Source organism: Nostoc paludosum FACHB-159, from assembly GCF_014698835.1.
GTDB classification, from domain to species: Bacteria; Cyanobacteriota; Cyanobacteriia; order Cyanobacteriales; family Nostocaceae; genus Nostoc; species Nostoc paludosum.
Genome location: NZ_JACJTU010000007.1, coordinates 259,986 through 274,165, shown reverse-complemented (window position 1 = coordinate 274,165; position 14,180 = coordinate 259,986). Strand labels below are relative to the sequence as shown.

At 38.7% G+C, this 14,180-nt stretch carries 15 protein-coding genes; 11 read left to right on the top strand and 4 right to left on the bottom strand.

The window, feature by feature from the left end:
* Nucleotides 1–202 precede the first annotated feature (202 nt).
* The 4 genes from H6H03_RS10000 to H6H03_RS09985 all read right to left on the bottom strand — a co-directional run bounded on the left by H6H03_RS10000 (nt 203) and on the right by H6H03_RS09985 (nt 3,852).
* Nucleotides 203–496, bottom strand: coding sequence for a hypothetical protein (locus H6H03_RS10000; protein ID WP_190954971.1), 294 nt, complete (start codon nt 494–496; stop codon nt 203–205).
* Between the two features lie 196 nt (nt 497–692).
* On the bottom strand, nt 693–1,712 hold the full coding sequence (locus tag H6H03_RS09995; protein WP_190954970.1) for a tRNA dihydrouridine synthase: 1,020 nt from the start codon (nt 1,710–1,712) through the stop codon (nt 693–695).
* A 191-nt stretch (nt 1,713–1,903) separates the two neighbouring features.
* A complete protein-coding gene (locus H6H03_RS09990) occupies nt 1,904–2,476 on the bottom strand; it encodes an HD domain-containing protein (protein WP_190954969.1) in 573 nt (190 codons plus the stop codon).
* Between the two features lie 8 nt (nt 2,477–2,484).
* Complete coding sequence (locus H6H03_RS09985; RefSeq protein ID WP_190954968.1) at nt 2,485–3,852, bottom strand: TIGR03985 family CRISPR-associated protein; 1,368 nt, start codon at nt 3,850–3,852, stop codon at nt 2,485–2,487.
* Nucleotides 3,853–3,952: 100 nt separating this feature from the next.
* Here H6H03_RS09985 and H6H03_RS09980 point away from each other — a divergent pair, with 100 nt between their 5' ends.
* Genes H6H03_RS09980 through H6H03_RS09930 form a run of 11 tightly spaced genes read left to right on the top strand, consistent with a single transcriptional unit; the run spans nt 3,953 to nt 14,178 of the window.
* A complete protein-coding gene (locus H6H03_RS09980; protein WP_190954967.1) occupies nt 3,953–4,258 on the top strand; it encodes a CRISPR-associated protein Csx3 in 306 nt (101 codons plus the stop codon).
* A gap of 57 nt (nt 4,259–4,315) precedes the next feature.
* Nucleotides 4,316–5,239, top strand: a complete 924-nt coding sequence (locus H6H03_RS09975; protein WP_190954966.1) for a CRISPR-associated protein Csx3 — start codon at nt 4,316–4,318, stop codon at nt 5,237–5,239.
* 18 nt (nt 5,240–5,257) lie between these two features.
* Complete coding sequence (gene cas10, locus H6H03_RS09970) at nt 5,258–7,687, top strand: type III-B CRISPR-associated protein Cas10/Cmr2 (RefSeq protein WP_242057755.1); 2,430 nt, start codon at nt 5,258–5,260, stop codon at nt 7,685–7,687.
* Nucleotides 7,684–8,394, top strand: coding sequence for an RAMP superfamily CRISPR-associated protein (locus H6H03_RS09965; protein ID WP_190954965.1), 711 nt, complete (start codon nt 7,684–7,686; stop codon nt 8,392–8,394). Before cas10 ends, H6H03_RS09965 begins: the two co-directional genes overlap by 4 nt.
* Nucleotides 8,391–9,614, top strand: coding sequence for a type III-D CRISPR-associated RAMP protein Csx10 (gene csx10 / locus H6H03_RS09960; RefSeq protein WP_190954964.1), 1,224 nt, complete (start codon nt 8,391–8,393; stop codon nt 9,612–9,614). Before H6H03_RS09965 ends, csx10 begins: the two co-directional genes overlap by 4 nt.
* Nucleotides 9,611–10,033: a hypothetical protein gene (locus tag H6H03_RS09955; protein WP_190954963.1), complete on the top strand. Its 423-nt coding sequence runs from the start codon at nt 9,611–9,613 to the stop codon at nt 10,031–10,033. Before csx10 ends, H6H03_RS09955 begins: the two co-directional genes overlap by 4 nt.
* Nucleotides 10,034–10,055: 22 nt before the next feature.
* On the top strand, nt 10,056–11,192 hold the full coding sequence (locus tag H6H03_RS09950) for a putative CRISPR-associated protein (protein ID WP_190954962.1): 1,137 nt from the start codon (nt 10,056–10,058) through the stop codon (nt 11,190–11,192).
* A gap of 6 nt (nt 11,193–11,198) precedes the next feature.
* Nucleotides 11,199–12,071, top strand: coding sequence for a type III CRISPR-associated RAMP protein Csx7 (csx7, locus tag H6H03_RS09945; protein ID WP_190954961.1), 873 nt, complete (start codon nt 11,199–11,201; stop codon nt 12,069–12,071).
* A 2-nt stretch (nt 12,072–12,073) separates the two neighbouring features.
* Nucleotides 12,074–12,694 carry a hypothetical protein gene (locus H6H03_RS09940; RefSeq protein WP_190954960.1) on the top strand — a complete coding sequence of 207 codons (621 nt, stop codon included), beginning with the start codon at nt 12,074–12,076 and terminating at the stop codon, nt 12,692–12,694.
* A gap of 30 nt (nt 12,695–12,724) precedes the next feature.
* Complete coding sequence (locus H6H03_RS09935; RefSeq protein WP_190954959.1) at nt 12,725–13,738, top strand: RAMP superfamily CRISPR-associated protein; 1,014 nt, start codon at nt 12,725–12,727, stop codon at nt 13,736–13,738.
* Nucleotides 13,735–14,178, top strand: a complete 444-nt coding sequence (locus tag H6H03_RS09930) for a hypothetical protein (RefSeq protein WP_190954958.1) — start codon at nt 13,735–13,737, stop codon at nt 14,176–14,178. Before H6H03_RS09935 ends, H6H03_RS09930 begins: the two co-directional genes overlap by 4 nt.
* Nucleotides 14,179–14,180: the final 2 nt, after the last annotated feature.

Below are 14,180 nucleotides of genomic sequence, written 5' to 3'. Positions count from 1 at the left end.
AATACAAATAAAGTTTGTGTGGATTGGCGTTTTCGTACAGAAGACGCTAGAGTTAAGCTTTCAAAAATTTACCCAACCCAGCAAAATTAATGCGATAGACCACTAGTAGTCTATCGCATTAATTTTGCTAGGTAAACTCATTTTCGATTTCTCTTCTTTTCTTCTTCCTTAGCGTTCTTTGCGTCCTTTGCGGTTCGTTATTTTACCCCTCATAATTAATGCGACGAACCACTAGTGCGAGGATACCAAATACTGTGGGGTTGCAATTGCCAATCTTGCTTACCGCGAGGTTTGGCAAGGTCTTGTGGATCGTCAAAGGTGCAAGGCGATGCAACAAAGGTGCAGGGCGATGCAACAAAGGTGCAAGGCGATGTAACAAAGGTGCAAGGCGATGTAACAAAGGTGCAGGGCGATGCAACAAAGGTGCAGGGCAAGAGACTTGTGTGTACACCGTAGCCCCGCAAGCGGGGAGGGGTCTAATGATTACCGAAATCATAACTAATTACCCGGACATGATATGACACCTGTGGAGAATAAATAATTTTGGCGTTGCATAATTGCGGGATAATTTGAGAATTTGCATCAAGATATAGTCCCCGTGTCTCCGTGTCCCCGTGTCCCCGCGTCAGCCTAAATCATCCCATTATTCAGCAACGCCATAATTTTATATAGCCCCAGCCAGTAGACATAATTTATATACCAGAGTAAGGAGCTAAGGCTAAAGTCTGTGTAGTGTCAGCAACAAGAAAGCGATCGCAAACCTTAAAAAGTTCAACTTCAGTCTGTGCTTGTCGCATCAGGCGCAGGAAATGACCTTGGCTGTCAACATTCAAGGCAATATAGTTGAGGAACAGTTTGAGGTAGCCTAAACGCGCACGCTCTGGAATATTGGGTGCTTCTGGAGTTTGGTATAAACGGTCAATGTAGTGGCGTACTTCTGTTAAAGGAACAGGGGTAATCGTCTCACAGAGCAAGGCTTGGCGAATTTGATGAAAAATCCAGGGATTGCCAATTGCCCAGCGTCCTACCATCACACCAGCCGCACCTGTTTGGGAAAGTACCGATAGTGCTTGTGCCGCTGAGTAGATATTGCCGTTAGCAAGGACTGGACAATTAACCCGTTTGACTGCTTCGGCAATTAAATTATAGTTGACTGAGCCGTGATAGCGATCTAAAACTGTGCGACCATGCAAACTCAACAAATCAATGCTGTAGCGATTGATGATATCTAGAATTTGAAAAAAAGTATCGCCATTTTCAAAGCCTAGACGCATCTTGACAGTCAAAGGTCTGTCATGGACTGCTTGTCTGAGTTCAGCCAAAATGCGATCTACTTTTGCCGGCTCTTTGAGCAATCCACCCCCAGCTTGTTTACGATAGATTCTGGGTGCGGGACAACCCATATTCAAGTCAATGCCTGCAATATTATAAGCGCAGAGTTGTTTTGCTGTTCTTACCAAGTCGGGAATGCTTTCACCCATCATTTGAGCAAAAACGGGACGGCCTGTATTGTTTTCGGTAATTGCCGCCAGAATGTTGGGATTGAGCCTTGAAGTTTCATTGACGCGAAAATACTCAGTAAAGAAGTAATCAGGACTGCCGTAGTGGGCAATGACCTTCATAAACTTTAGATTTGTCACATCTTGCATGGGTGCAAGAGCGGTGAGGGGTAAATTTGGGTGAACTGATTGAGGAAGCGATACCAGGGGCATAAAAAGGCTAGCAATCGACAAAGCATCACTGTATCAAACAATTGAACACCGCTGCCGCAGCATAAATATGTTGGGATTTCAGTAATTTCACAAAGAAAGGCAGTCACAATGAAACAAGTTTCATTGGGACTGCCTTCTGAAGCTACAGTCCGTAAGAGCGCCATCTCCACTTCTCTGCTTTTCGCAAGTAATTAGCTTTGGTTATACAATTGTTCAATGACTCGTAAAAACTCCTCACTCATCAAGTCACAACCAGTTGCACTATAGACTTGCTGTAACTGTTGATAAAACCATAAAGTTCCTTCCCTACCAGTTTTAAACTCTTTCCAAATACTGCTGCCATGTTGTCGTAAATCAGCCAATAATGACCTTGCATTGTGCAGCTTATCTGCCAAAGACACCCGCCGGACTGAGGCTGAAGCATGACGCAGGTTTTCCAAATACCTTTTCTTGCGTTCCTCCCAAGGTGGTTTTGGGTATGTGTCAGATTCGGTACAGCCATCCACTATTGCAACGACTGTTTCACCAAAACGTTGACGGATTTCCTCACGAGTGGATTTGCCCCCTTGGTCTTCTACCGCATCGTGCAACAGACCAGCGATCGCTTCTTCTTCGCTTCCGCCAGCTTCTAGTACAAGTGCGGCCACACTCAGCAAGTGAGCGATGTAAGGAACGCCGCTAATCTTGCGTGTTTGGTGAGCATGAAGACGAGTTGCATAGACTAATGCTTCTTCAAATTTTGGTGTTAACTGTAATGTATTCATAGGAAAAATCAATGTTGATGGTAAAGGTGAAATTCTTTGGCTACATCGGCGGCAATACTTTGTCTTAGTTCGTAAGGAAAGAGAACTTCGCATTTAGGCCGCCATGCACGTAAACGCATGATTACGTTGTTATCTCTATATTTTTCGTCTTGATAACGAATAAATACTTGATAGTAAGCATCTTGAGGTGAACGATTAGCCAGAATATTGAGCAAAGTCTGTTGTTCTGGTTGTTTGATTTTTTGTTTAATTAATTTTTGTGTTTGCTCGTAAGAAATTTCTTCAAAAGTTTCATGGCGTTCAGTTCCTTTAACATAGCGATCGCCAAAATCTCTATCAAACCGCAACAACATTAATTGCAAAGGTAAATAGAAATCGAATCCCCATGCTTTAGACATTTCTAAAGCAATGTAATCTGGGCTGGGTAAACTATGCTTTTGATAGTGTTGGCGTAAATTTAAAGGCAACTCGGAGTTATCCCAACTCAAAGCAATCATCTTTTGAATCCTGTCAAGCCGGAAGTTATACCATTCGGTTTGTTTATCCGGGCTTTCGCCGTAAGCACACAAATAAACTGCCCTCTGTACATAGTAAATACAGACTGGATAAACAATGCAATCAAGTTTATTTCCAACTTTGGCACTTGTGTAAGTTAGCTTAATTGGTGGAATTGGAGTTTTTGCCCAAAGCTCTTTTAACTGGTACTGGCAATCTTCAACAGCGTCCAAGGTACTACGAGGTACAACATAGTCTACTTTCAAAAAAAAGCGTTGTACTCCGTTAATTTTTTGAAAATGATTTTGAGCAAACCCCACCAAATCATCGTGAAGGAAATTTAATTCATAAACACTCAGTTTGTTAGATTCAGCTTCATCTTTTGGTGTAACTGGACGTTGTGGAAACTCGCTGACACGGTAATATTTTTCATTTTTGTAAGACAACCAACCCAAATCTGCTAAGGTTTCTAAATCACCTTGTAAAGAACGACGAGTTATACCAAACAATCTTCGCTTTAATACTTTTCTAGAATCTGTTATCCCAGTGTGAGCTATTAACGATTCTTGCCATTGGTGAGCAACAATGCCTGTTTTTTCGTTAAACAACCACTGCTGGGTTGTTTTAGCACAAGGACAATCAGGATCGTGCAAGCTGGGAATTTGTTCTCCTTTAGTATGACTAGAACTAAAAAATGTGTCCCGCCATTCGGCATAAGTAAACGAATCGTCTAAAGCTAAACGTTCTTGAGCATCGCCATACAGAGAGCGCAACCATACCCACAATCGAATTGTCCGCAACAGTTTTTGCTTGAGCGAACCGCGTGCTAACCATTGCAGTAATTCAACTTGAGGAACGTCTTGAAATACTAATTCAGACACAGCCGAATCTCGATAAATAACTTTCTTTAAGATACATCCTTTTGGAAGATATGTTTTCCAACGGCGTGTATGATGTACCAAGTAAATCAAGGTAATGGTAATGTCTACTTACAAGATTGAGATTAAAGACAACCTATTACGAGTGAGTTTTGGCGAACCTGCTCAAAATGATCGGATTGTACGTGATGCCGCAGCTCGGTTAGAGGAAATGGCAGCATCAGGTGAATTAGCAGGAGGCCAGCTACTCAAGATTAATGGGCCCATTTCTATACCTGTAGCATTTGTTTTAGCACACAAGCTGGCTCACATATACGGAGCAGTTGCTTTTTACGATCCTAAGTTAGGTAAATATGTGATTTGTATCACACACAATCCTAGTTATAAATTGGGAGACTTAATTGATTGATATTTGATGGGCGAAGCAGCCAGAGGAGTAGATTGGTTTTATAAACCTGCAATAATCATGACTACTTATCGTATAGAGTTAGAGGGTGACATTCTCAAAGTAGGATTTGGCAGTACGCAAGCTACAGGCGATCGTATTGTTTGCGATGTAGCAAAAAAACTAGATGAAATGATTGCTACGGGAGAGATACCCGGAGGTTCGCTGATTAAAATCAACGGGCGGATATCTGTATTAGTTAGTCAAGTATTAGGGGATAAGTTAGGGAAATTGTATGATGTGATCGCCATCTTCGATCCGAAGATTGGAGATAAAGGGCTTGATAGATATGTAGTTACCATTAGCAGACATCCAGACTATCGAGTAGGAAATACCTTAGATGTGGTGCGAGAGTCCCAAGCGCAAACTAACTTAAAAATTGTCTTATGTGGCTTTGCTAATACTGGTAAGACTTGCTTACGGGATGGATTAAAACAAGCACTATTGCAAATTCCCGACGCGCCAGAATCGTACTTTATTTCCGGTTGTCCTGACGGCGATGGTTCTTGGTACAGCGAAACCGCTAGGCGCGATCCTGATTTAGCCGCCCAGTTGAAAGCCCAATACAAAGCAGGATTTACCCCAGAGTTCGCCAAACTCAAGGCGCAGGAGGTTAGAGGGATAAATACTCCGATATTCGTCTTTGATATTGGGGGGAAAATATCAGACGAGAACCGCTTGATTATGGCGGAAGCTTCCCATGCAGTAATTTTGGTGAAAGATGAGTCAGAGATTGCGCCTTGGGAAAAGTTGTGTGCTGAGTTGAAATTGCAAGTTATTGCGATAATTTTCAGCGACTTTCACGGGAATAATGATGTGGTTGAGACGGAATTACCAATTGTATGCGGTAGTGTTCATAGATTAAAGCGAGGTGAGGATGTATCGCAACGTCCAATGGTGCAGGCTTTAGCGCGGTTGTTGGTGGGATTTTGTAAAGGCGAGTAATTGCAGGAGTACGCACAAATGGAAAAAGTAGAGATGCAGAATAAAAATTTTATTACAACTGCGATCGCTTGGTGTTTGGCTTGGGGTGATGAGCGACAGCCTAAGTATAGCTTGGAAGTGTTGCGGCAAATGCGTGAGGCTTTGAATCAGGGGAAAGAAGTACCAGAGGAAGTTCAGGCGTTAGTGAAGCAGGCTCAGGAATTACAAGGTATTGATAAAGATTATTTTCCGAAAACTCTAGATGAATTAAAGAATAAATATCCTGATTTATGGCATCAAACTACTCGCATTGGCTTAGTTTACGGTGGTGCAACTAAAATTAAACAATATGTATTTGAATCAGCTAAAATTCAAGATATTCGCGGTGCATCTACCTTATTAGACAGAATAAATCAGGTGGATTTACCAGCATTTTTCAATCAAAATTATCAACCTGATAAAAATAATCCTAATCGTTATAATGCTCAGTGTAATCAAGTTCGACAATGGCTAGATGCTAATTTTTATGTTGACTACAAACTCTCAGATGTATTAATTCCTGAACTTATTATTTATTCTACAGGCGGTAATATTCTCGCTTTTTGTCCATCTGCATATATTAATGATTTAGCAAATGCTATTGAAAAACGTTATACAGAAGAAACATTAACTGCTAACTCCTGTGCGGTTGGGGATACATTTAGACTTCTAGAAATACGATTTGGCTTGCTACGACAGCCGATTGAAAATACATTATGGTTAGATTGGTATCGTCAGCAATATAAAAAACCATTAGTACAAGCTTACTTTGGCGATCTAGAGAAGAATCTAGAAAATTCTCAAACGGAAAGGTGTACTGAATCTGCTGTTTCTGTTGAAGATGCTTTTGCAGAACGCAAAAGTTTTAATGAACTGACAACTAAATTAGCAATTTTATTTAATCAACGTCGCAGTGGTCATGACTTATCCAGTCGTCCCAGTCGCCGTTACCCTCCCATGTTTGAAACCCATCCTTATTTGATGCGTGATGAGGGAGAACGTAGATCTGCTGTGATGATTGTCCAACCACCAGAACTACCTAGAGAATCGAGCTTTTCTGAAGCTTCAGCGCGTAAACATTTAGTTGGTTATGGAGCTAAGAAAGGAAATCCAGATATACCTCAATGGTATCGAAACTCTCAATTGACTTGGGAAAGTATCAGAGTTGAAGGCTGGGTAGATAAATTTAATTCATTTCTCAAAGAGAATCCTACTCTTCAACAAAAATACTACACAGAATTTGAATATAATGAGGTTGAAATTGCCCAAAATCTCAGCCATATTGCCAATGCAAGTAAAGGTTTCATTGCCTATATCTATGCTGATGGTAATAATATGGGTGGCTATATTCAGAAAAAAATTAAAACGCCACAGGATTATAAAGATTTCAGTAAAGATGTAGAATTAGCGACAGAATACGCTGTTTATCAAGCATTGGCAGAGCATTTGCATCCTCAAAAGTTGCAAAACCTCAATGATGAAGAATCTTTTCTCGATAATGGTGATTTAGTCCATCCTTTTGAAATCATTACCATTGGTGGCGATGACATTATCCTGATTGTACCTGCTAATAAAGCCTTACAAATCGCTAAAATTATCGGCGAAAAATTTGAAAAAATCCTACTCAAACAAGTGCCATTATTTGAACAAGAAACAGCAGAAAGAGAAGTTAAATATATTGTTGGTGATTATAAAATTAAACCGCCAAATAAACCAGTAGATTTTAAAAAATGCCATCGCTACAAACCAACTGAAGCTGAACCTTCGCAATGTCTACTTAGCACATCTATAGGTGTACTAATTACGTCATATAACACCCCCATCTATTACGCTAAAGATTTGATGGAACAGTTACTCAAATCAGCCAAAGACCGTGCCAAGAAATTGAAGAAAGCTGGATATTGTGGTGGGACAGTTGATTTTTTAACTCTGAAATCAGTAACTATGATTTCATCCAACATTAAGGAGTTTCGTGAAGAGGGCTTGACAAAAAAACTCACACAAAAGTTAAAGCTTTATGCTGCTCCTTACACATTATATGAATTAGGAGGCTTAATCAGTGCAATAGAAACTTTGAAAAATGCCAAGTTTCCTAAATCGCAACTTTACCAAATTCGGGATTTGTTAGAACGAGGTAAACACACTGCTATTCTCAACTATCGCTATTTTAGAGTGCGACTTAAGCAAGGAAAACACGAATTAAAAGAACAGTTTGAAGAAGCTTGGTGTCAGCCTAAAGACGAAAATAATGGAGGTAATTTAGCGCCGTGGATGTATGACGACGGAAAGCTTGACCCTAAAAATCCAGAAGATCCATTCTACGAAACAATTTGGCGAGAAATAATAGATTTGTATGATTTTGTTGCTTCCTTCGATGAGGATAATGATGCTATTGATACTCATTTATTGACAACGGAGGCTAAATCTTGATTAATCTGCAACAATTATCCAACCCCATCACTTCATACGAAATTACAGCTGTAATTGACACGGCTTTATGCATTGGTGCAGGTGGTTCTTCTGGTTCACTTGCAGATAAACCAATTGTCCGTAACTCAGAAAAAAACTTATTAATTCCTGCTTCTCAACTCAAAGGACGCTTACGCCATGAGTGCGAAAAAATTGCGAGAGGGTTGAAATGGGTAATTTGTGATTCTCCCAATCCGCAAACTATGTGTCCTCAAAGGGCAGGTTTAACTGGTAACTTTGAGCGTACAGAATATAAAATATCCGGTTATAAAGACCAGCATCATTGTCTAATTTGTCAAATATTTGGGAATCCAGTTTTGCCATCACGAGTGATATTTGATGACTTAATTTGCACAGAAGAGCCAGATAATTTACCTGAAGTTTTGCGTCCATGTGTCACAATTAATCGCCGTCGTCGCACTGGTGAAGAACAAAAACTCTACTTTTTAGAAACATCTCCAGCAAATACACAACTCAGGTTTACGGGGCATATTCATTTATCTGGTGCACCAGTCTATACAGGGGCGTTAATTTTAGCTGGACTGCGACACATTCATGCTTTAGGTAGTAGTAAATCAGCCGGTTTGGGTTGGTTGCATTGGGAATTTCCTAACCTACCATTAGAACAAGCAGCCTGGGATTTTTTGGCAAAAGGGGGTGTGCAATGAAACGGATTAATTTAAAAATTAAGGCATTATCTCCTTTAGCAATTGGACGACAGAAACCAGGTGGCTCAGTCAGTGAGGCAGATAGTTATATTCCTGGTTCTGTAATTCGTGGAGCGATCGCTGCTCAAATCCTGAGAAGTGCTAATACATCTATTAGTGATGGTGATGATTTCCACACACTATTTTTAGGTGAAAATCCGGCAATTTTTCAAAATGCCTATCCTGCAAATTTTAAAGTTAAGTCAGATGTGAGAGTTGTACCTGCTACTGCATTAAGTTCCAAAAATAAGCCAGGTTTCAGGCCAAAATCAAATGACCCTAAACATAATGGTGTGTTTGATACTTTGATTGACCGCTTCTGTGCTGAAGGTTATGGTCATCTTTACGATCCAAATTGTCCTGTAGATGGTGGTAGAGTTGATACATTCACTGGGTTTTACCAAATTCAAAATAAATATTACAGCAATTCTGCCAATACTCGATTGTTAACGCGGGTTGGGATAAATCGACGCAGAGTGACTTCAGAAGAACGAGTTCTCTACAGCATTGAAGTTTTAAATGAATCCCAAGATAACCGAGAAAAACCTATCATATATACAGGGAGTATTTTCGTATCAGATGAATTAGCAGAATCTCTACAAACCTTTATTGATTCTCACCAAGAAGACCTACGTTTAGGTGGTGCAACTTCACGGGGATTAGGAAGAGTCAAGATTACAGCACAGCCACCTTTAGAAATTAAGCCAAGAGTTACTAACCAAATAAAACTGTTTAATGATAAATTGCGCGATCGCTGGCATGAATGGAACAATATCTTTGGCAATTCTACACAAGATTTGCCAAAAAATCGCACCTATTTTACCCTAGATTTACAAGCCGATGCTATCTTAACTGAAAACTGGCGATATACAACTGTAATTTCAGAAGAAATGCTTCAGAAATTCACCAGTGTTAGTGATTCTTCCCTGCAACTTCACGCCGCTTATAGTAGTTATGACTATCGTTCTGGCTGGAATTCTGCTTGGGGATTAATGAAAGATATGGAGTTGATTACAAATAAGGGTTCTGTGTATTTATTCAGTACGGCTGAAGAAAACTTATGGATAAAAGCTTTAGAGGATTTAGAAATAAAAGGATTAGGCGATCGCACTTATGAAGGTTTTGGACAATTGCAGGTTTGTAATGAGTTTCATTTAGTTTTGAGAGAAAATGCTGTATGAGTAACTTATTAGAACAACAGAAACAACTTAAGATTCAAAAAGGCATCCGTCAGGCTGAAGATATGTTAGTAACTTGGGTTCAGGATGCTTTAGATGACAAAAAATCTTATGGTGACTTAGAAGAATCACAATTTCGTAATTTACTCAGAGTTTCTGACACAACTGAAAGTACAGAAGTGATCAAAAATTTCTTACGCTATCAAGTTGGGCGTGATAAAAAATGGGGTAGAGGTAAAGATTCTCTAGCTGCAAAAATAATTCAAGATATTGAGACACGAATTAAGGAACGTGCTAATAAGATTGCCCAAGAAGCTAAGGCTGAAGATGTGAACGCAATTTTACTAGAGCTAACCCGTCGTTATTTGGGCTATGGCGCTCGTCATTTAAAGTATAAGCGTGACGGTGAATTTAACGTTTAATTGTTTACTGGAGTGTAATTCTATGCCTAAGTTAGTCATTTCTACAGTAGGTACAAGTCTGCTCACAAATCAAATTGATAGAGAATATGAAGAAAATTGGGCTATTCGTTTACGAGATACAGCAAATTGTACACTTAAAGAAATTGATAATTATTATGAAGATGTTGTAGACATCATTGCCACATTAAAAGATAGAGCCAATGCTAAACTTAAGGGTGACGTTGATGATATTCGAGAAGCAAGTGCAGAACTTAATGGCATATATGGACTATATAATAATCAATTAAGTCAAGGTGAAAAAGATATCCATTGGTTAATTATTACTGATACTGCTCAAGACAAGATAGCAGCAGAAGCATTGCAATTATTTTTAAGTCAAAAGGGGTTAAATATTTCCGTTATTTCCCCACATGAAAAATTTTCAACAAGCAGTAATGAAGCTTTTAGTAATGGTATTGATGAACTTCTTAACTGGTTTGAAGATACAATTCCTGGTTATGAAGATAGCGGTTATGAAATTTACTTTAATTTAGTTGGTGGCTTCAAAGCTATTCAGGGCTTTGCTAATACTATTGGTATGTTCTATGCCGATAAAATTATTTACATATTTGAAGGGAGTAATGAAATTATTACTATTCCTCGGTTGCCGATCAAAATTGATACTTCAGTGATTAAACCTATTCAATTTGCACTAATGGCAGAAGGAGCATGGATTAATATATCTGAACTTCAGGGAATTCCAGAAACTCTGATATTTCCAGTTGATGACAAAGCAATATTAACTACCTGGGGTAGATTAATTTGGAATCGTAGTAAAGAAGATTTTCTAGCTGAAGATTTGTTAAATTTTCCCAAAATAAAGTATGAAACTTCTTTTGAAAAAGACTACAAGAAGATAACAGATAAAAAAGAAAGATTGAAATTGCAGGAAACTATCGCTAAAGTATCATATCTTCTTGTTAAAAATAATGGTGATATGGCTCCCCTTAAAGGTGATGGTGGTGTACAACTAGAAACTTACACAAATACCGTCATTGACCATTTTCGCGTTACTCTCAGCCTGCGAGTTAGTTGCAAAATCGTAGGGAGTAATTTGTCACTGCGATATTACGGTACTCATGCTCATGTTGAACGAAGTGAAGGAATTAAAAGCAGATAAATTATTATGTTTGATACATTCAAAAATCGCTTAGAAATCACAGGTACACTCACCACAATTACAGCATTATGCATCAGCGCAGGTCGTTCTAGTGAACCAATTGGATCGGATTTACCTGTAATTAAAGATAGTTTGGGTAATCCATTAATTCCAGGTTCTAGCTTCAAAGGTGCAATGCGATCGCGCCTCGAAAGTTTCCTCAGAGGTATTGTAGGAAATAATCGCAAACTCGTTGCAAATCCAGCTATTGAGGATGAATGGTCACTTACATCTCAAGAAATCAAACAGTTAAAAGAGACTTACGATAATGACCAAGCTTTAACTGAAGAAATTCTTAAGCATACTGATTTACCATCTCGCCTCTTTGGTTCACCCTGGATTGCTAGCAAATTCCAAGTCAGAGATTTAACAGTAGTCCCTAATACTTGGTTTGAACAATACCAAGAAAGAGACGGTGTAGCTATAGACAGAGACACTGAAACCGCCGCCGATGGGAAACTCTACGATTTTCAAGTAGTTCCAGCAGCAACACACTTTGAGTTTAAGGCTGTAGTCGAAAATGCAGAACCTTGGGAATTGGGTTTATTGATGATTGGTTTACACCAATTTGAAACCGAACAAATACCTCTGGGTGGAGGGCGATCGCGTGGCTTGGGTGTCGTTAAACTAGATATTGACAAGATGACATGGATTGATGTTGATAACAACCCAGAAAAGTTGTTGAAATATTTGCAGACATTAGTCAATGAAGATACTAGCGATACATCAATCTATGAAGATGGTAAGCAATTCAAAAATACTTGGACACAGTGTTTAATAAATCATTTAAGTGACAAGTTAGGTCAAAATTCAACCAAATCAATTGCTTCAGGAGGGTAATTATGGCTTTCAGCAGTTTCAAAACTATCGGTGAAGTTATTAAAGAGTTTCAAGTCATCTATACTGAAGCAAATTTTATTGGTGAAGTTAATTTCAATATTCCTGATTACTTTCGTGAAGATTTAGAATTTACGATGCGAGAAGGTGCTGTTGACTGTTCTGAATTTGCTATATGTGAAAATTTGATATCACCGATATTAAAACAAGTTTGGAAACTATATAGCAGTAAATTTATTTTGTGGAGTCATTATTCTCTGAACTATGACGAAAAACTATCCGGCTTTCCTGAATATATTTTGGCTAAACGTTCACCATTAGGGAAAGTCGTATTTGACAAGCCATATTTCATATTAGTCGAAGCCAAGCAAGATAACTTTGAAACTGGCTGGGCGCAATGTTTGGCAGAAATGATTGCTGCTCAAAGACTGAATGGAGAATATCAAATAGTGATTTATGGTATTGTTTCCAATGGCGATCGCTGGCAATTTGGCAAGCTAGAAGCACAAATATTTACCAGAAATAGCACTTTTTATACTATTCAAGAACTCGATAAATTATTTGCGGCTGTTAATTTTGTATTTCAACAATGTGAATTGCAACTCAATAATTTAGTCGTTGCCTAATCTGCAATATTTCTTCAACTGAATCTAACTATGCACAAAAGATTTGTTAACCACTGCACTATTGATTTAACCCTAATTCCTGACGGGCCGATTCTTATTAAATCAGGTAAAGAAGGAGCAGACCCCACAAAGCCAGATATGGAATTTGTCGAAACCTATCATGCTGGGGGGCGTTCTATATATTTACCTGGGAGTAGTTTAAAAGGTGCAATCCGCGCCCATGCAGAAAGGATTGTTAGAACGATAGGAGGTGAACAACGTCCCAAATTAAATAGTCAAAAGATTTGGGCTAGTAACTTGTTGGATGAAACAAATCAAGATAACAATCCCAACTTCTATTTAACAAAATGGAAAAATGACGAAAAGAACAAGAAACCTGAAGATAAACATCCTCATCCAGGTGCTGTAATTTACAATCAATCATGCTTTATCTCGCAAATATTTGGTAATACTTCTATCGCCAGCAGATTAAGAATAGAAGATGCTTATCCAGATAAATCTCAGCCTCTCAAAATTGAAGAACGTAATGGTGTCGCAATTGATAGAGTATTTGGTTCTGTAGCAGTTGGGCCTTTTAATTATCAAGTTTGCACGGCTGGTGAATTTCATACCAAAATTCATTTAAAAAATTTCACTCTTTCACAGTTGGGTTTAATTGGTTTAGTATTACGAGATTTAGATGATGGTTGGTTCGGTTTAGGTTTTGCAAAATCTCGCGGTTTGGGTACTGTACAGGTGAAATTCAACTCAGCAGTTGTGCAATATCCTGGTTGTGTTTTGTCGGAAGATAAACGACAAATTCACTCTATTGGAAGTCAAAAACAATGGTCTAATACTTTCCTTTTAGGTGCGGGAGAGTTTTTAGAACCTGAAGATGCACAATTATATGGTTTCTCTCAACCAGATTATCAAGATACTCCTGTTGCTGCACAAGAAATGGATTTAGGCTTTGGAGTGCAACTTACTTGGCGAAATGGTACTGTTACAGATTTATTTGAACGAGCCGTTCGGTCTTGGAGTAATTTATTAGGGGTGTCAAAATGACAGCTTTTGTTGGTGTGAAACAAGAACTTTTATCAGTTGCAGAATTGCTAAATTTAATTAAAAAATTTACAATTGAACCTAGTTACTACTTCTTACGTTGGAATCATAAAGTTAGCAATAACTGGAGACAAGAACCTACAAAAGATGATTTCCCTATGCTTGAGGGACAGATGTTTAATCAAAATTGTGAATTGAGGTGGAAGTACAAACACAAAAATAGTTATGAAGTTTTGCTTTTGAGTGTTGCGGGTGAATACTCTGATTTTAAACCTGTGGGTAAAGATTGGGAAACTCAAGACAGAAATGCTCATTTACATTCTCCCACAGAAACCCGTTTTCCTAAAGGATTTCCTGAGAAAGAATCAGATATCGCCCAGCGTTATTTTATCGATAAACAAACCTCTACAGTTCATTTTGTCGCTTTGACAATTAAACAATAATT